The organism is Pseudomonas sp. LS1212 (assembly GCF_024741815.1).
GTDB lineage: Bacteria > Pseudomonadota > Gammaproteobacteria > Pseudomonadales > Pseudomonadaceae > Aquipseudomonas.
The window spans coordinates 2,812,649-2,830,395 of record NZ_CP102951.1 but is presented as its reverse complement, the minus strand read 5'-3'; the positions used below and the strand labels follow the sequence as shown (position 1 = coordinate 2,830,395).

Sequence of the window (17,747 nt, the reverse complement as noted above, 5' to 3'; positions counted from 1 at the left end):
GAAAGGCTCCCTTGGGTCGCGTCAGATCAGTGGCGATCCAGCCAGACCGTCTGGGCATTGCAGAATTCGCGCACACCGAAGTGGGACAACTCCCGACCAAAGCCACTCTTCTTCACACCACCGAAAGTGACGCGTGGGTCCGACGCACAATAGCCATTGATGAACACACCGCCTGTCTCGAGCTCGTCGGCAAGCTGCTGGGCAAGCTCGACGTTGCGCGTGTAGATGGTGGAGGCGAGGCCGAATTCGCTATCGTTGGCCAGTTCCAGTGCGTGCCGGGCATCTCGCGCCGTGATGATCGAAGCCACTGGGCCGAACAGTTCCTGTTTGAACGAGGTCATCTGGTCGGTGACGTGGCCTAACACTGTCGGCTCATAGAAGTTGCCAGGCCCTGGGGCTTTCTTGCCGCCGAGCAACAAGGTCGCACCCTCGCTCAGCGTGTCCTGGACCTGACTGTCCAGCTCGTCACGCAGGTCGAACCGCGCCATGGGGCCGATGTAGGTTTGCGCTGACAACGGGTCGCCGACAACCAGCTCGCGGGTAGCTTCGACGAATTTACGGGTGAACTCCTCGGCCACGCCTTGCTCGACGATCAGGCGCTTGGCTGCCGCACAGACCTGGCCGGTGTTCTGATAACGGCCGATGACGGCTGCCTTTACGGCCTCGTCCAGGTCAGCGTCGTTGAGCACGATGAAGGGATCGGAACCGCCCAGTTCCAGTACGCATTTCTTCAACGCAGCACCGGCTTGTGCGCCGATCGCTGTGCCGGCACGTACACTGCCCGTCAGGGTAACTGCCGCAATGCGCGAGTCGGCGATCGCTTTGGATACACCGTCCGGGGTCACGTTGATGACTTCCAGTACACCGTCGGCAAAGCCGGCGCGCTTGAATGCATCCACCAGCAGATAGGCGCTACCCATGACGTTCGGTGCATGCTTGAGCACATAGGTGTTGCCCGCTATCAATGCCGGAACGGCGCCACGCAGGACCTGCCAGATGGGAAAGTTCCAGGGCATGACGGCGAGGATCGGACCGAGTGGGCGATATTCGATCCGCGCCTTGTTGTTCTCCACCGACGTGGGCTCGGGCGCGAGCATGGCCGGGCCGTTGCTGGCGTACCATTGGCACAGCTGCGCACATTTTTCGATTTCGGCACGTGCTTGCGTCACCGGCTTACCCATTTCCAGGGTGATCATCCTGGCCATCTGCTCGATGTTCTCGCGCAGCGCCTTGCCCAGGGCAATCAGCAGGCGGGAACGTTCTTCGACGCTTGTGCGCCTCCAGACAGCGAAACCGACAGCAGCCCGGGAAAGCGCGGCATCCAGCGCCAGGTCGGATTCGAACGGATAGTGGCCGATCTGCTCGCCCGTGGCTGGGTTGATCGATACGGCATGGGTGTGGCTGGAAACAACGGTCATGATGCCATCCTGAAGGGGTGGGAAACACGTCCAGAGTAGCGTCGTGCTACGCTTCTAGAAACTGAATAATAATGAGCATATCGTTCACGATTGGAGAATGAATTGGATCTGGTCCAGCTTGAGATTTTCAAAGCCGTCGCCGAGCAGGGCAGTATCAGCGCGGCAGCGCAGCATATCCATCGGGTGCCTTCGAACCTGACCACGCGGATCAAGCAATTGGAAGAAGACCTGGGTGTGGAATTGTTCATTCGAGAGAAGCACCGTTTACGCCTTTCTCCGGCCGGCTGGAATTTCCTGGACTATGCCAGGCGGATCCTGGCCCTGGTGGAGGAGGCCCGCTTGACCGTCGCCGGTGAAGAGCCGCAAGGGCCTTTTGCCCTGGGCTCGCTGGAGAGTACGGCGGCCGTGCGTATCCCTGCATTGTTGGCCGCCTACAATCAGAAATACGCCAAGGTTGAGCTGGACCTGTCCACCGGGCCATCCGGCACCATGATCGACGGCGTGTTGTCCGGCCGGTTGGCGGCGGCCTTCGTCGATGGCCCGGTGCTGCATCCAGCACTCGAAGGCGTGCCGGTGTTCGAGGAGGAGATGGTCGTCATCGCACCGCTCAACCATGCCCCCATCAGCCGCGCGCAGGACGTCAACGGCGAAAGCATCTATGCATTCCGCGCCAACTGTTCCTATCGGCATCATTTCGAACGCTGGTTCAGCCAGGATGCGGCCGTGCCCGGGAAAATCTACGAAATGGAGTCCTATCACGGCATGCTGGCCTGCGTCAGCGCAGGTGCCGGCCTGGCGCTGATGCCCCGCAGCATGCTCGAAAGCATGCCGGGTGGCAGCACGGTGAGCGTATGGCCGCTGTCCGAGGCATTTCGCTTTCTCAATACCTGGCTGGTCTGGCGCCGCGGGACCGTTTCCCAGAGCCTGGCGAAGTTCGTGCAGTTGCTGGAGGAGCGGGGCGGTCCTCAGATGCGATGATGGATTTCTGGCCGCTCTCACGCAGTGGCGTGCCAGTAAACCGAGGCGACGTAGTGGCCCTGGTACGTCGCCCTGGCTTCAAGCAACTCTGGCACTATCAGTGCCGGCATAAGTAACTATCAGTAACTCAAGTGGAGTGCTTCAGACTCTGGAACACACGAGAGCCGTGTTAATCAGTCTGCCCTTGTCATGCCAGGCATCTCTCTGGTAGACGGAATAGTAGGTCTCTCCTTTAGAGCTGGATAGTTCAACAAGTCCTGAGGCTTTATTGGGGTCAGCACTTCCGATAAAAAGATGAGTTTTACCATTTTCATCCTGGGTAAAAGTCTCCGTACCCCCCTGAACCTCATTCCTTATGCAGGCTATATAGTCCGTGTTTCCCTTGGCAGTTATGCCAGAAACACTGTCGTGCCCGAGCCTTATGTCGGGGTTATGTGCGCAAGCAGTAGTCAGTAGCAGGATGGAAAGAAACGAAACTTTACTGCTGCTGACTGATCTTGAGAACTTACCAATTAGTGTGCTTTTCATAATGGTGCTCCCAGTTATCGCTTTGGGCCGTTTATGAGTATAGTCAATTTTTCACAGGTTGTTTAAATTTTGCTACAGCTTTTATGTCGATAACGGGAAAATGGCCTGAAAGCATGGAAATACTTCAGGCCATCCCAGGAGGAGAACTATCAGTTTAACGGGCTTCCATTTTAGTTAGAGAATGGCCCGCTACGAATATAGAAGCGGCAAGCAATCCTATGTCTTTAAGGAGAAATTGCCCCGGAGCAACAGTGATAGCTGGAAACCCGAGGCCATGTTCAACCACTCCTGGTGTTGAGAACATAAAGCTCAGCGTGGTGAAAAATAATCCTGCAGACAAGGCTCCACCAATCAATGACAGCTTGGGTGATAGCAGGCGACCCGCAATAAGAAGGCCGATCGAAACTTTCAGGACGCCGAATCGCGCTTACTTTTTTAGATGGACTGGTTGAACCAGCTGCTGTTTCCCATCGGACAGTAACCAGGCCACTAACGAAGCAGGCTCGGAGCTGCTTGCATTGCGCGCCACACGATGCAGTTGCCCGGGGCTTTCATACCAGGCTTGGCCGGCCCTGAAGCGCTGCGCAGGTTGGCCGTCAAGTGCTGATTCAACCTCTCCGCTAAGTACTACGACAAATACGTGTCCCGGATGCTGATGAGTCGTCGAAGAAGCCCCAGGGGCGAAGTCGACTCGAACTGCCGTTGCTTGTTCAAAAGCCTGGGGAGGCATAACGGCTTGCGCGACTGTTGTGACGGTTTCTTCTCCGGAACCGCTCCCGTGGGCCATGACGACAGAACTAACCAGCCCTGCGATCGTGAAACAGAATGCTTTAGCGTACAGGTTCATAGTGCTCACTCTGGCTGCATTCCAAAACCAACCCCAAAACGGTTCCAGGCGTTGATTGCGGCGATGACGAACGTCAGTTCAGCCAACTCTTGATCAGTGAAAAGGGTGGCCACTTCTTCGTAGATTTCATCCGGCGCGTGGTTGGCTGCGACCAACGTCAGCGTCTCGGTCCACAACAGAGCGGCACGTTCCCGCTCGCTGAAGAAAGGTGTTTCTTTCCATGCACTCACGGCCATCAAACGACGAAGGCTCTCGCCCGCCTTTACGGCGTCAGTGGTGTGCATGTCGATGCAGTACGCGCAGCCGTTGATCTGCGAAGCCCGGATACGCACCAGTTCTCGCAGCGAACCGGGAAGTACCGATTCAGATACTGCTTTCTCGAGGCCAAACATTGCCTTCATGGCTTGCGGGGCGGCCTGGTAGTAATTGAGGCGTTTTGAACTCATGATTCGTTCTCCATGTGGCCGCGGTGCACGGCCTTGGAGCAACTTTATTAAGTCTTTATTCGCGGATAAACTGGTGATTGCCGTTTTCATTGTGCGGAAAATCGGACAATCATGGCTTTCGATCGGTTAGAGGCAATGCGCGCGTTCTGTCGCATCGTCGAAGTGGGAAGCTTCACTGGCGCGGCTGAGGCGTTGAATGTGGCGAAAACCACGATCTCCGGGCAGATTCAGGGACTGGAGTCACTGCTGGGCGTGAAGCTGTTGCACCGGACCACCAGAAGGGTTTCGCCGACAACTGATGGCGCTGCCTACTATGAACGCGCGCGTGCGGTATTGGATGACCTCGACGAGCTGGACGCTTCGGTTGCACAGAGCCGCAGCGTGGCAAGGGGCACGGTGAGAGTTGAGATGCCTTCTGGAGTGGCTACATGCCTCGTTATTCCATCATTACCGGAATTCACGGCACGACATCCACAGATTCAGCTGGATATCGGGTGTAGCGAACGCGTGGTGGACCTCGTGCAAGAAGGCATCGATTGTGCTTTTCGAGGTGGCCGGGTCACGGACCAGGACCTGGTGTGTCGTCAGGTGGGTCAGATGCGGTTTTGCCTGTGCGCTTCGCCGACCTATCTGCTGAATGCGACGCCGATCCTGAAGCCCGAGGACTTGCCGCACCACCATTATCTCGGATTCACATTTCCCGCCTCACGCAAGCAGCTAACCCCGACACTTCATCGAGGCGATGACAGCTTTACGATCGAGCAAATGCCGACGATGCGCTTTAACAATGGCAGTGCCTACATCACTGCCGGGTTGGCAGGCCTTGGCATCGTCTCGGTTCCGCGCGCGGAGGCAAGTCCTCATCTTCAGGCGGGGAAGCTGGTTGAGGTGCTGCCAGGCTGGGAGTTGGAGAGCATGCCGATCAGTCTCGTGTATCCATACACACGGCATTTGTCTGCAAGGGTGCGGGCCTTCGCGCAGTGGGGTACGGAGCTTATGGCTAACGATCCGCTTTGGACGACGAAGCGCCAGGATGGGGCAGGGGCTTGAGTCGAGCGCATGGGGAGGGGCCGGTGACCGTTGTCACCTCTCATTTTGCGCATCGCTACCGTTTACTGGAGGAGCGCCTGCATACCGCGCATCATTTCCCGGATCGCCGCCTTGAAGTCCTCCGTGGTGACTTCCTGGCTGGCATTTTAAGGATCTCCTTACGCAGATCTATCTCCTTCAGCCTATATTCCATGGTAACGCCTTGCACCGCACCGTCGAACATTCGCTCTATGGTGTCGTTTCCGCTGTCTTAGTGTGTTGCATTCTGCTTGTGGAGCAAGGCTGGTTCCCCCCGCACGTCGGGCGCTTGGCGTGGGGCTGCAACCAGTGCAACGCACAGACAACAGACGGCGGGAGGCAAAGTCATGGACATATTGCTGGGACGGAACAAGAGCGGCGCTGACGTAGTTGAACTTCGTGACAAACTGGCCAGTGTGCTCGGCGAAGATGGACAAGGGTTTGCGGGGCTAGCGGGAGGGACCGATTTCGATGCCTTGACTGAGTCGGCAGTCCGCCATTGGCAATCGGGCATCGGCATAGTGGCTGATGGGGTGGTCGGCCCATACTGCCAGAGCCTGCTGGGCCTGCTGAAACTCAAGGCACTGGATGCAAGACTTGGCGTGGATGCGGTGAACCCTTTGTTTCCGGCGACCAAGCCCTCCAACATCCAGCGCTACCTACCCTACATCTGCGCGGCCTTGGCGGCTGCCGGCTTGACGGACAGTCCGATGATACTGGCCGCGCTGGGCACGATACGCGCGGAGACCGAGGGTTTTGTGCCGATCTCGGAATTCCCTTCGCAGTACAACACAAAGGCTGGCATGGCGGCGTTCAGTGCGTATGAGGGCAAACAGGATCTGGGCAACCTGAAGCCCGGCGATGGCGCAGTGTTTCGTGGCCGCGGCTTCGTGCAGCTGACCGGTCGTCACAACTACCAGATCTACTCGCAAAAGATCGGCCTGAATATCCTGGATCAACCGGACCTGGCCAACGCTCCCGAGGTCGCGGCAGTGCTTTTGGCGACATTTCTTGCCGATCGTGCTGACAGGATCCGCACCGCATTGGTGAGCGACAACTATCGTGCAGCACGCAAGGCGGTCAATGGCGGCTCCCACGGCCTCGATCGTTTTAAAGACGTGTTCAGGATCGCGGCCTCGGCCTGGCAGCCGGCAGCCACGCAAAAAGCCACAAAGGCTAAGGCCGGTAAAGCCGCCGCTCCCGTTGCGGTTACGCGCCGGCTTAATGCCAGCAAGGACCCGGCGGACCTGCGCGACCGTGTCTACATGCCACCGCCACTAAGCCTGCCCGATATTTACCCCAGCACTGCGGAGATCAACAAATTCCTGCCCCGGTATTCGCAATCGGGCCTGATTCTCGACCAAGGACGGGAAGGCGCCTGCACAGGTTTTGGTCTCGCCTGCGTAGTGAATTACCTGCGGTGGCGCAAGAACGGCTTGGGCAACGGGCTGGAGGCGGTCAGCCCGCGGATGCTCTACAACTTTGCGCGGCGCTACGATGAGTACGCGGGCGAGGACTACGAGGGATCCAGCTGCCGTGGCGCCTTGAAGGGCTGGCATCACCATGGTGTCTGCCTGGAATCCGACTGGCCCTACGATGACGAGGATACGCAACCGCCCAAGTATGGCTATGCCTCGAGGGCTACTGCCAATACTCTCGGGGTTTACTACCGGATCGACATCCGCTCGATCACTGATCTGCAGGCCGCCATATACGAAGTTGGCGCGATCTATGTTTCTGCCTTCACCCATGACGGCTGGAACCAGGTGCCGAAGCCTGACGGCAAGCTGAACGGGCACAGTTCCTTGCCAGTCCTCCCCTTCGACGGGAAGCCGTCTCAGGACGGTGGACACGCCTTCGCCCTGGTCGGCTTCAACTCCAATGGTTTCATCGTTCAAAACTCCTGGGGTATCAATTGGGGAAACGGTGGGTTTGCTCTGCTAACTTATGCCGACTGGCTCGCCAACGGCATGGATGCGTGGGTCGTGGCTCTGGGCGTGCCAGATGTGCTGCTGGGCCAACCGGTGGCGGCAGGCGGCGCCTTGGGCACCGCGAAGGCCGCCGTCAATGGCGGGCTGTGGTGGGATGAGACCAAGGCCTATGATCACAGCGTCGTCATGGGCAATGATGGGCGCATAACCCGCCATCTCACCCAAGACGAGCTGAGTCGCTCACTGCTCCATCAGGCCTGCGGGCTGCCGGACCAATGGTTCCGCACTCAGCCGGGCGATACCAAGCGCCTGCTGATCTTTGTGCATGGAGGGCTCAACAGCGAAGCCTCCGCCATCCAGCGGGCCCGGGCCATGGGGCGCTTCTTCCTGGGCAATGGTTGCTACCCATTGTTCGTTATCTGGAAGACTGGCGTGCTCGAGTCCATCAGCGGCATCATCACCGATATGTTCCGCAGGGAGCCAGCGCGCGTTGGCGGTGTGCGCGACACCATTATGGATGGAGCCGACATGCTCCTCGAAAGGGGCATTGCTCGCCCGTTCGCTCGACCGATCTGGAGCGAGATGAAGGAAAACGCCGAGTTCGCGAGTCTGCCCACCCGTGGCGGCGACAAGTTGGTAACGGCGCTGCAGAATCTTGCCCGGACTTGGGGCAGCAACCTGGAGATCCACCTGGTCGGCCATTCGGCAGGTGCGATCTTCCTCGGCCACCTCGTCGACCTGCTTGCCGTACGCGAACTGACGGAGAGCATCGGCTCCATTCACCTCTACGCGCCGGCCTGCACCGTGCAGTTCGCCAACCGCCATTACGCGCCGCACAAGGAGCTGATGACGCGCCTTTACATGGATGTCCTCTCGGACCGCAACGAGCGGGACGACAGCGTCGGGCCCTATCGCAAGTCGCTGCTCTACCTGGTCTCCAACGCCCTGGAAGGCGACCTGCGTACGCCTATCCTCGGCCAGGCCAATGTGCTGGACCCGACCTATATGGGGTGGGACGGCTCATCGAGCACGGGCGAAGCGCTCGGCAACTGGCGTCAGGCTGTCGCGTCGGCTGGCCTGGTCAAGCGCAAGCAGATCGGCATAGTCGACGCCAGCAAGGTGATCACCCGCCGGCCCAGCATCACCATCGACGCTACCCATGGCAGCTTCGACAACAACGTGGATGTGGTTGGTCGGACGCTGGAGCGTATTACTGGCGCCAAACTGGCAATGCCGATGGACGACTTGCACGGTTTCTAAGCGGTAGAGACCAGGATGTGAAAGATCGGCAGGCGACAAGACGCGCCCCAGTCTCGGGTCGCGCTGTACCAACGCCACGGCGCTGCATAGGAGGGTCAAATGGATATGCCAGGCCTTGATGACCGGCTCAAGCTTGCACGGAAACGTTGATAAACGCATAACGCTCAGGAGTGTTTATTATTTTTGATTCGCACTGAAATACTGACGGAAAAACTCTACGGTTACGCGGATTTTCGCCGAAGTGGCCAACGGTGCCGCATATACAGCCCAGATATTGGCCGGCTGGCGATAGTCGCGAAGAATATGGACCAGCTTGCCGCGTTCAAGGCTGTCGCGCACATCCCAATGAGACCGAAGCAGGATCCCACGACCATCGATGCCCCATTGATGGACCACCTCGCCATGGTTCGCCGAAAGCGCGCCGGTTACCTTGACGCTTTCTTCGCCGTCGGGGCCTTGCAGGCGCCAGAGACCGAAGGGGTGGTCGCGCTCCTTGATAACCAGGCACTCATGCCCGGCAAGGTCTGCCAGGCTACGCGGTTCGCCATGGCGCGCGAGATACTCGGGGGCCGCGCAGAGAATCCGAGAGTTCTCCGCCAGCAACTTGGCAATCAGGTTTGGCGCGATGTTATCGCCGATGCGGATATCGAGATCGAAGCCTTCGTCGATCAGATCGACCAGGCGATCGAACACGTCGAAGCGAATATCCAGGGCCGGATAACGCACCGAAAGCTCCGAAAGGGCAGGCGCCACATGCCGGCGCCCGAGACCAAAACTGCTGACAATGTGCAACTGGCCGCGCGGCTCCTGGTGCAACGACGAGACCTCGTCGGCCATCTGATCCACTGCATCGAAGATGTGCAGGGCCCAACGGTAGACTCGCTCGCCGTCTTCGGTCGCCGCCACTCGTCGGGTAGTGCGGTGCAATAAGCGTACGCCCAGATTCTGCTCGAGCAGCGCAATGCGCTTGCTGACGAAGGCAGGGGAGGCGCCCAGTTCGATGGCCGCCGCCGCGAAACTGGAGCGGCGGGCAACCAGGACGAAGACGCGAAGGTCTTCTAGATTCGGCAGACTATTCACGTTTCGTGTCTTATCTATCAATAGTTTGTGCAATTGTGTTTGCGCAGCCTCCTTATACCATGGTGAGCACACCCTCACTATTCTTTCAAGAGTTAGCCACCATGAGCAAAACATTCAGAATCGCCGCAATTGCTGGTGACGGCATTGGTAACGAAGTTCTGCCCGAAGGTCTGCGCGTCGTTGAAGCAGCTGCGAAAAAATGGAACCTGGACCTAGCCATTGAAACCGTCGAATGGGCCAGCTGTGACTACTACGCCCAGCACGGGCAAATGATGCCGGATGATTGGTTCGAGCAATTGAAGGGCTTCGATGCCATCTACTTCGGTGCCGTCGGTTGGCCGGACAAGGTGCCTGATCATATTTCCCTGTGGGGCTCGCTGCTCAAGTTCCGCCGGGATTTCGACCAGTACGTGAACATCCGCCCGGTACGGCTGTTCCCCGGTGTCCCGTGCCCACTGGCCGGCCGTGAGCCCGGCGACATCGACTTCGTCGTGATCCGTGAGAACACCGAAGGTGAGTACTCTTCGGTCGGCGGGCGGATGTTCGAAGGCACCGAGAATGAGTTCGTGCTACAGGAGTCGGTGTTCACCCGCCGTGGCGTTGACCGGATTCTCAAGTATGCCTTCGAAGTCGCGCAAAACCGCCCACGCAAACATGTCACCTCGGCAACCAAATCCAACGGTATCTCCATCAGCATGCCGTACTGGGACGAGCGCACGGCGGCGATGGCCGCGCATTACCCTGACGTCAGCTGGGACAAGCAGCATATCGACATACTCTGTGCCCGCTTTGTTCTGCAACCGGATCGGTTTGACGTGGTGGTGGCCTCCAACTTGTTCGGCGACATCCTCTCCGACCTGGGCCCGGCCTGTGCCGGCACCATCGGTATCGCGCCTTCGGCGAACCTCAACCCGGAACGCAATTTCCCCTCCCTGTTCGAGCCGGTGCACGGTTCGGCGCCAGACATCTTCGGGAAGAACATCGCCAATCCGATCGCCATGATCTGGTCGGGCGCCTTGATGTTGGAGTTCCTCGGCAAAGGCGACGAGCGCTATGCCGCTGCTCACGACGGAATTCTGCGCGCCATCGAGTCAGTCATTGCAACGGGGCCGAAAACGCCGGATCTGGGCGGAAAATCCTCGACCCAGGACGTCGGCAAGGCTATCGCTGCCGCACTTTGAATCGTGGCCACAGCCGCCCTTTGCTCAAGAGGGCGGCGAATCTGAGGGAAACAGGATCGAAAACAATGACGTAGCAAAGCCCGATTGTCGGACAAGCTCTTGCCACAAAGTATTTTTCCCGTGTATTGTTAACCACAAGATTTGCGTTAACTTATAGTTAACGATGGAGTTTCAAGACATCTGAAAGGAACAGTGCTCCGCCTAGGCTCGGCCTGAAGAGCTGACAGCTGGAGAAAAATCCACCCGTCCCAGGACATGAGAATGCCCCACAACAATAAAAAAGATGTGTTTTTGATAACGATGAGCCTGATTGCCGTGCTGGCGACCGTTATCGGCCTTGCAGTCTTCCCTCAGCAGGCGGAGACCCTGGCCAATCAGATGTTCGAAATGGCCACCCGCACCTTCGGCACCGCGGTCCAGTTATTTGTCTTTTGCTGTGCGTTGATCGTGCTCTACATCGCCTTCAGCAAGTACGGCAACATTCGCTTGGGCAATGGCAAGGCAGAATACTCGACCGTGACTTGGGTATTCATGTTCATTTGTGCCGGCATGGGCTCATCGACCCTCTACTGGGGCGTGATGGAGTGGGCTTACTACTACCAGACTCCTGGCCTGAACATCGCCGCCGGTTCCCGTGAAGCGCTGGATTACAGCGTCAGCTATTCATTCTTCCACTGGGGCATCAGTGCCTGGTCGCTGTACGCCCTGGCGTCACTGGCGATGGCATATCACTTCCATGTGCGCAAGAAGAGCGGCCTGAGCCTGGCCTCGATCATCGAAGCCGTCACTGGTTTCAAGGCCAATGGCCCGATCGGCCGTACTGTCGACCTGATCTTCCTGCTGACCATGTTCGGCGCGCTGACCGTATCGCTGGTACTGACTGCATCGACCTTGACCCGCGGCCTGGCTGGCCTGACCGGCATGCCTGACAATTTCACCACTCAGTTGATCGTGATCGGCGTGGTGGCTGTGGTTTTCTCGCTCAGCTCCTACATCGGCATCTCCAGCGGCATGCAGCGCTTGAGCAAAATGGTCTGCATCGGTGCACTGGCCTTCGCGGGCGTGGTGTTCCTGGTTGGTCCAACCCAGTTCATTCTCAACAACACGGCCAACTCCATCGGCCTGATGATCCAGAACTATGTTCACATGAGCCTGTTCACCGATCCGCAGGGCAATGGCGAGTTCACTCGCAACTGGACGGTATTCTACTGGCTCTGGTGGGTGTCTTATGCACCGGGTGTAGCAATGTTCGTTACCCGGGTCTCCAAGGGCCGCAAGATGAAAGAAGTGATCGCCGCTCTGCTGCTCGGCGGCAGCTTCGGTTGCTGGTTCTTCTTCGGCACGCTGGAAAGTTACAGCATGCACCAGTTCCTCAACGGCGCTATCGATGTACCGCGGATCCTCTCCGAACAGGGCGGTGAAACAGCGGTAGAGATGGTGTTGAGCGGGCTGCCCTTCGGCAAGGTCTTCCTTGGTGTGTACTTATTCATCATGGCGGTGTTCTGCGCCTCGCACATGGACGCTGCGGCTTATGCAGTAGCAGCAACCAGTACGCGCAACCTGCAGGAAGGCCAGGATCCGACACCGACCCACCGCCTGTTCTGGTGCATCGCGTTGACCTTGGTGCCATTGGCCATGCTGTTCGCCAAGGCATCGTTGTCGACTATGAAGACCGCAGTGGTGCTCACGGCGATTCCATTCCTGCTGATCCTGCTAACCAAGATCTACGGCTTCCTCAAGTGGATGTTCCAGGACTACGGCAATATGCCGGCGTACCTGATCGAGGAAGAGGCGGTTAAGCGGTCGTTGGATGTCGACTTCCAAGGGCAGCAAGAACGCCCTGAAGCACTCGCCGCAACGACACTTGAGCCCAAGCACACTGCAACGGCACTCAGCTAAGCCCGCAGGGTTCCAGGCCGCAAGGCTTGGAACCCCAGGAACAAGTATTTTTTTTGACTGCATTGTTAGCCACGGGTTTCGAGTAAACCGTTAGTGATTAAAAACAACCGGAGGACAGCGTTCACAACGCATGGACCTCCGTATTGCCTGAAGAGAAACAAGATGAACGACATTCAAAAACTGCCCGCCGACTTCTGCGCCAACGCTGATGAGGCCTATACCATTCCGGCTTCCTACTACACCAGCAAGAACGTCTTCGAGTTCGAGCAGGAAAAGATCTTCGCCAACAGCTGGATCTGCGTCGGTCACCGTAGCGAAGTCGCCAATAACAATGACTACATCACCCGTGAAGTAATTGGCGAGAGCATCATTGTCGTCCGTGGCCGCGACAGCGTGCTGCGCGCCTTCTACAACGTCTGCCCGCACCGTGGCCATCAACTGCTGAGCGGCGATGGCAAGGCCAAGAACGTAATCACCTGCCCGTATCACGCCTGGACCTTCAAGCTCGACGGAGAGCTGGCCCACGCTCGCAACTGCGACAACGTGATGAACTTCGACAAGGAAAACTCCAGCCTGGTGTCCTTGCGGATCGAGGAGTATGCCGGCTTCGTCTTCATCAACATGAATGCCGACGCCGAGCCGGTCGAAACACAACTGCCGGGCTTCGAGGCGCGCCTGCGCGAAGCCTGCCCGGTTGTTGATGACCTGCACCTGGCCGCGCGTTTCGTCACTGACACCCCGGCCAACTGGAAGTCGATCGTCGACAACTACCTGGAGTGCTACCACTGCGCGCCAGCCCATCCAGGCTTCGCCGATTCGGTCAGCGTCGATGAATACTGGCACACCCTGCATGGCAACTGGTCGCTTCAGTTCGGCCACGCCAAGCCTTCGGAGAAGTCCTTCAAGTTCGACGAGTCGGTGAAAAACCCGAGCTTCAGCGGCTTCTGGGCGTGGCCATGCACCATGTTCAATGCGCCACCCGGTGGCAACTTCATGACTGTGATCTATGAGTTCCCGGTCAGTGCCGAGGTCACGCTGCAGCACTACGACATTTACTTCCTCAACAAGGAAATTACTCCGGAACAACAGTCGCTGATCGAGTGGTACCGCGACGTGTTCCGTCCAGAAGACCTGCGTCTGGTGGAAAGCGTGCAGCGCGGCTTGAAGTCCCGTGGCTACCGAGGCCAGGGCCGGATCATGGCCGACAAGCAACGCAGCGGCATGAGCGAGCACGGCATCGCCAACTTCCACAACCTGATCGCTGTGGCACACCTGGATAACTGAGAAAGACAGCCGCCGGTGCGACAAGCCCCGGCGGCTTGCAAACAGAACAAGAGGAGTTTCCTGCGTGCAACTGAAAGATCCCCAACTGTTTCGCCAGCAGGCATTCATTGCTGGTGCCTGGCGTGATGCCGACACCCTCGCGACGGTCGACGTGACCGACCCGGCCCAGGGCCAGTTCATCGGCAGCGTACCGCTGATGGGAGCCACCGAGGCGGCCCGCGCCATCGAAGCCGCCGATGCAGCGCTACCGGCTTGGCGTGCGCGTACTGCAAAAGAGCGTGCACACATCCTGCGTCGCTGGTTCGAATTGATCCTTGAGCATGAAGACGACCTGGCGCGTTTGATGACCCTGGAGCAGGGCAAGCCCCTGCACGAGGCTGTGGGTGAAATCCGTTATGCCGCGTCCTTCATCGAATGGTTTGCAGAGGAAGGCAAACGCGTTTACGGCGACGTGATTCCATCACCTTCGGCAGACAAGCGCCTGCTGGTTATCAAGCAGGGCATTGGTGTCTGTGCCGCTATTACGCCGTGGAATTTCCCGGCAGCAATGATTACGCGCAAGGTTGCCCCAGCCTTGGCGGCAGGCTGCACCATTGTGGTCAAGCCTGCCAACGAAACGCCGTTCTCGGCGTTGGCACTGGCTGAACTGGCGCAACGCGCCGGTGTTCCGGCCGGAGTGCTGAGCATCGTTACTGGCGACGCCAAGGCCATCGGCGCGCAGCTGACCGGCCACCCACTGGTGCGCAAGCTCAGCTTCACTGGCTCTACTCCGGTCGGGCGGCTATTGATGAGCCAATGCGCCGAGACCATCAAGAAGGTCTCCCTCGAGCTGGGTGGTAATGCGCCTTTCATCGTCTTTGCCGATGCCGATGTGGATGCTGCCGTTGACGGTGCGATAGCCGCCAAGTATCGCAATGCCGGGCAAACCTGCGTGTGCGTGAACCGTTTCTACGTGCATGACGCGGTGTACACCGAGTTCGCTAGCAAGTTCGCCGCCAAAGTGGCCGAGTTGAAGGTAGGACACGGCCACGAAAGCGGCACCCAGGTCGGTCCTCTGATCACTGCCAAGGCGGTGGAAAAAGTTCGTGCGCTGATCGACGACGCCGTCGCAAAAGGCGCCAGCGTGCTGGTCGGTGGCCAGGTACATGCACTGGGCGAAAACTTCTTCGAGCCGACCGTGTTGAGTGACATCAAACCGGGGACTCAGCTGCTCGACGAGGAGATTTTCGGGCCAGTCGCGCCCTTGGTGCGTTTCTCCACAGATGACGAAGTACTGCACCTGGCCAATGACACCCTCTATGGCCTGGCTGCCTACTTCTACAGCCGCGATATCGCCCACGTGTGGAACATTGCCGAGCATCTGGAATACGGCATGGTCGGCATCAATACCGGGCTGATTTCCAACGAGGTTGCGCCGTTCGGTGGGGTCAAGCAGTCCGGGCTCGGTCGTGAAGGGTCGAAGTACGGAATCGAAGATTACCTGCAACTGAAATACCTGTGCCTGGCGGTCTAAAAGAGTCCCACACAGCGTTCCAACTCAAGCGGCACTCAGTGCCGCTCATTGCCGCACAGAGGTTAGCGATGGCCAACAAATACGAGATGATTGCCGCCCGGGTGACCGGGGTCGAACAGGTAACGCCCCTGATCAAGCGTTTTACCCTGGTGCGCCAGGACGGCGAGTTGCTGCCAGGCTTTACCGGCGGCAGCCATATTATCGTGCAGATGAAAAACGCCGACGGGCGCCAGCACAGCAACGCCTATTCCCTGATGAGCGACCCACAGTCCACTGCCAGCTACCAGATTGGCGTGCGCCTGGAAGAACAGTCCAAAGGTGGCTCGGCATTCATGCACGAACAGGTAGAGGTCGGCACCGAGCTGATGATCTCCACCCCGAACAATCTGTTCGCCGTCGACCAGAGTGCTCGCAAGCACGTACTGATCGCGGGTGGTATCGGTATTACCCCTTTCCTTGCGCAGCTCTACGAACTGCATCAGGACGGCGCCGACTACGAGCTGCACTACGCCTTCCGTAGCCCGGAGCATGGCGCCTTCCAGGAGGAGATCAGCACTGGCGTCCATGGCGCTCATTCGCGGTTCTATATCGATAGCCTGGGCCAATCCCTGAATCTGGCAGAGCTGCTTGCCGACTTGCAAAGCGATGCGCATGTCTATGTATGTGGGCCGAAACCGTTGATCGACGCAGTCATCTCCACAGCCAAACAGCTGGGTGTGGCCGACCAACGCGTACATTGGGAGCAGTTCGCTGCCGCGCCCGCCACCGGCGGCGCCTTCACTGTAGTGCTGGCCAAATCGGGCACAGAGTTGAAGGTAGAAGAGGGTATGAGCATCCTCCAGGCGATCGAAAAGGCCAATGCCGCCCAAATTGAATGCCTGTGCCGTGAAGGCGTCTGTGGCACCTGCGAGACACGCATCCTGGAAGGCGAAGCCGAACACTTCGACCAGTACCTGAGCGACGAGGAAAAAGTGGCCCAGCAGACCATGATGCTCTGCGTCTCGCGCGCCAGGTCCGATCGCCTGGTGCTCGACCTCTGAGTTCGCTGCAGGCCCATTCGCCGTGAATGGGGAACGATAGAGACGTCTGTGTATACTGTGCTCGCCACACGCGTCTCTAGCGATCACGGGAATGCCATGACTGAAAACAGCTTCGCCTTTCGACTGAAGGAACTACTCGAACACCACAAGCTGACATTGCAAGCGGTGGGCACAGCCCTTGGCATCTCCCGCACAGCGGTGCACAAGTGGACCCGTGGAGGCGAGATCGACTACGACAATCTGCGCAAGCTCGCCGACTTTCTCAAGGTCAACTGGATCTGGCTGCGCTATGGCGAACAGGCCCAGGCCGATCTGCAAAGCTCCACTGTGGTTGAGCTGCCAATGACCGACGTGCGGCGAAAATTCACCGCCGAGATAATGGAAAGCGAAGCGCGCATGAAGCTGGCGCAGGAAAGCGCCGGCATCGTCACGTGGCAGTGGAATCTGATCACCGATGAGGTCATCTACTCGGAGAACGTCGAGGCCGTCTACGGCTGGCAGGTTCGTACCAACGAAGACTTCTGGCCGCACTTGCCTGCCGAGGATGCGGCAGCCATGAAAGCGATGTACCGCGACTGCATTGCCAATTGCAAATCCTACGAATTCGATTTTCGGATCGTCCGCCCTGATGGCGAAATGCGCTGGATTTCCTCGCGCGCATCGCCCTTGCCCGACAGCGCCGGCCGCTCGGTGAAGATGGTTGGCATCAGCATGGACACCACCGCACGTAAAAACGCTGAAGAAGCTTTGCGAAAAAGCGAGGAACGCTTTCGGGCGATTTTCGATCTGGCCTGTGGCGCCATGGCCTACATCGGCCTGGACGGTCGCTGGCTACGGGTCAACAACAGGCTCTGCGAATTGCTCGGCTACAGCGAACAAGAGCTGGGCGAACTGACCTTTCAGGATCTCACGCACCCCGACGACCTGGACGCCAACCTGAAGCAATTACACCAGTTGCTGGCAGGCGAGATCAGCATGTATGCGCTGGAAAAACGCTTGCGCTGCAAGGATGGCCATATCATCTGGGCCAACGTGAAAACCTCCGTGCAGCGTAACTCGCAGGATGGCACGCCGGAGCATCTGATCAGCGTGATCGACGATGTGACGGCTAGCCGCACCAGTCGCCTGGCACTGGAGTCACGCGTTCACGAACTCGAGCGCCTGCTTAAGGCGTCTGCCCAGCACAGCTAAGCGATGTTGAGCCTTGTCTCTGCCGTCATTTGGCTGGCCTGATTGAGAACGCCCTGTAGCTCTGGAGCCTGGGCACTACGCAG

Annotated in this window: 13 protein-coding genes and 1 pseudogene; 9 read left to right on the top strand and 5 right to left on the bottom strand. The window is 58.5% G+C overall.

Going from position 1 to position 17,747, the window contains the following annotated elements; all coding sequences use genetic code 11:
* Nucleotides 1-26: 26 nt before the first annotated feature.
* On the bottom strand, nucleotides 27-1,418 hold the full coding sequence (locus tag NVV94_RS13375) for an aldehyde dehydrogenase family protein (RefSeq protein ID WP_258447575.1): 1,392 nt from the start codon (nucleotides 1,416-1,418) through the stop codon (nucleotides 27-29).
* A 102-nt stretch (nucleotides 1,419-1,520) separates the two neighbouring features.
* Between NVV94_RS13375 and ptrR the strand changes: the two genes are divergently transcribed.
* On the top strand, nucleotides 1,521-2,396 hold the full coding sequence (gene ptrR, locus NVV94_RS13370) for a putrescine utilization regulator PtrR (RefSeq protein WP_258447574.1): 876 nt from the start codon (nucleotides 1,521-1,523) through the stop codon (nucleotides 2,394-2,396).
* 682 nt (nucleotides 2,397-3,078) lie between these two features.
* Here the strand turns inward: ptrR and NVV94_RS13365 are convergent.
* The 3 genes and pseudogenes from NVV94_RS13365 to NVV94_RS13355 all read right to left on the bottom strand — a co-directional run.
* Nucleotides 3,079-3,342, bottom strand: a pseudogene (locus NVV94_RS13365) (DUF417 family protein); the annotation flags it as partial.
* Nucleotides 3,343-3,351: 9 nt separating this feature from the next.
* Nucleotides 3,352-3,654: a cupin domain-containing protein gene (locus tag NVV94_RS13360; protein WP_258447698.1), complete on the bottom strand. Its 303-nt coding sequence runs from the start codon at nucleotides 3,652-3,654 to the stop codon at nucleotides 3,352-3,354.
* A gap of 122 nt (nucleotides 3,655-3,776) precedes the next feature.
* Nucleotides 3,777-4,217 carry a carboxymuconolactone decarboxylase family protein gene (locus tag NVV94_RS13355; protein ID WP_258447573.1) on the bottom strand — a complete coding sequence of 147 codons (441 nt, stop codon included), beginning with the start codon at nucleotides 4,215-4,217 and terminating at the stop codon, nucleotides 3,777-3,779.
* Between the two features lie 111 nt (nucleotides 4,218-4,328).
* On the opposite strand from NVV94_RS13355, the gene NVV94_RS13350 reads away from it, so the two are divergent.
* Both NVV94_RS13350 and NVV94_RS13345 read left to right on the top strand, forming a co-directional pair.
* Nucleotides 4,329-5,267 (top strand): LysR family transcriptional regulator, encoded by a 939-nt coding sequence (locus tag NVV94_RS13350; protein ID WP_258447572.1) that lies wholly within the window; start codon nucleotides 4,329-4,331, stop codon nucleotides 5,265-5,267.
* Between the two features lie 365 nt (nucleotides 5,268-5,632).
* Nucleotides 5,633-8,476, top strand: coding sequence for a C1 family peptidase (locus tag NVV94_RS13345; protein WP_258447571.1), 2,844 nt, complete (start codon nucleotides 5,633-5,635; stop codon nucleotides 8,474-8,476).
* A 177-nt stretch (nucleotides 8,477-8,653) separates the two neighbouring features.
* Here NVV94_RS13345 and NVV94_RS13340 read toward each other — a convergent pair whose 3' ends face one another.
* Nucleotides 8,654-9,556: a LysR substrate-binding domain-containing protein gene (locus NVV94_RS13340; RefSeq protein ID WP_258447570.1), complete on the bottom strand. Its 903-nt coding sequence runs from the start codon at nucleotides 9,554-9,556 to the stop codon at nucleotides 8,654-8,656.
* Nucleotides 9,557-9,657: 101 nt separating this feature from the next.
* Here NVV94_RS13340 and NVV94_RS13335 point away from each other — a divergent pair, with 101 nt between their 5' ends.
* From NVV94_RS13335 to NVV94_RS13310, 6 genes are all read left to right on the top strand, one after another.
* The gene (locus NVV94_RS13335; protein ID WP_258447569.1) at nucleotides 9,658-10,737 is read left to right on the top strand and encodes a tartrate dehydrogenase; all 1,080 of its coding nucleotides are present in this window, start codon (nucleotides 9,658-9,660) and stop codon (nucleotides 10,735-10,737) included.
* Between the two features lie 261 nt (nucleotides 10,738-10,998).
* A complete protein-coding gene (locus NVV94_RS13330; RefSeq protein WP_258447568.1) occupies nucleotides 10,999-12,636 on the top strand; it encodes a BCCT family transporter in 1,638 nt (545 codons plus the stop codon).
* A 162-nt stretch (nucleotides 12,637-12,798) separates the two neighbouring features.
* Nucleotides 12,799-13,920, top strand: coding sequence for an aromatic ring-hydroxylating dioxygenase subunit alpha (locus NVV94_RS13325; protein ID WP_258447567.1), 1,122 nt, complete (start codon nucleotides 12,799-12,801; stop codon nucleotides 13,918-13,920).
* 64 nt (nucleotides 13,921-13,984) lie between these two features.
* A complete protein-coding gene (locus NVV94_RS13320; protein ID WP_258447566.1) occupies nucleotides 13,985-15,433 on the top strand; it encodes an NAD-dependent succinate-semialdehyde dehydrogenase in 1,449 nt (482 codons plus the stop codon).
* Between the two features lie 68 nt (nucleotides 15,434-15,501).
* Nucleotides 15,502-16,473 carry a PDR/VanB family oxidoreductase gene (locus NVV94_RS13315; RefSeq protein WP_258447565.1) on the top strand — a complete coding sequence of 324 codons (972 nt, stop codon included), beginning with the start codon at nucleotides 15,502-15,504 and terminating at the stop codon, nucleotides 16,471-16,473.
* Between the two features lie 96 nt (nucleotides 16,474-16,569).
* Nucleotides 16,570-17,664: a PAS domain S-box protein gene (locus NVV94_RS13310; protein ID WP_258447564.1), complete on the top strand. Its 1,095-nt coding sequence runs from the start codon at nucleotides 16,570-16,572 to the stop codon at nucleotides 17,662-17,664.
* Nucleotides 17,665-17,747: the final 83 nt, after the last annotated feature.

Bases quoted from the DNA above. Each gene is read 5' to 3' on its own strand.
- NVV94_RS13375 (WP_258447575.1), bottom strand. From the start codon at position 1,418: ATGACCGTTGTTTCCAGCCACACCCATGCCGTATCGATCAACCCAGCC.
- NVV94_RS13360 (WP_258447698.1), bottom strand. From the start codon at position 3,654: ATGCCTCCCCAGGCTTTTGAACAAGCAACGGCAGTTCGAGTCGACTTC.
- NVV94_RS13355 (WP_258447573.1), bottom strand. From the start codon at position 4,217: ATGAGTTCAAAACGCCTCAATTACTACCAGGCCGCCCCGCAAGCCATG.
- NVV94_RS13350 (WP_258447572.1), top strand. From the start codon at position 4,329: ATGGCTTTCGATCGGTTAGAGGCAATGCGCGCGTTCTGTCGCATCGTC.
- NVV94_RS13345 (WP_258447571.1), top strand. From the start codon at position 5,633: ATGGACATATTGCTGGGACGGAACAAGAGCGGCGCTGACGTAGTTGAA.
- NVV94_RS13335 (WP_258447569.1), top strand. From the start codon at position 9,658: ATGAGCAAAACATTCAGAATCGCCGCAATTGCTGGTGACGGCATTGGT.
- NVV94_RS13330 (WP_258447568.1), top strand. From the start codon at position 10,999: ATGCCCCACAACAATAAAAAAGATGTGTTTTTGATAACGATGAGCCTG.
- NVV94_RS13325 (WP_258447567.1), top strand. From the start codon at position 12,799: ATGAACGACATTCAAAAACTGCCCGCCGACTTCTGCGCCAACGCTGAT.
- NVV94_RS13315 (WP_258447565.1), top strand. From the start codon at position 15,502: ATGGCCAACAAATACGAGATGATTGCCGCCCGGGTGACCGGGGTCGAA.
- NVV94_RS13310 (WP_258447564.1), top strand. From the start codon at position 16,570: ATGACTGAAAACAGCTTCGCCTTTCGACTGAAGGAACTACTCGAACAC.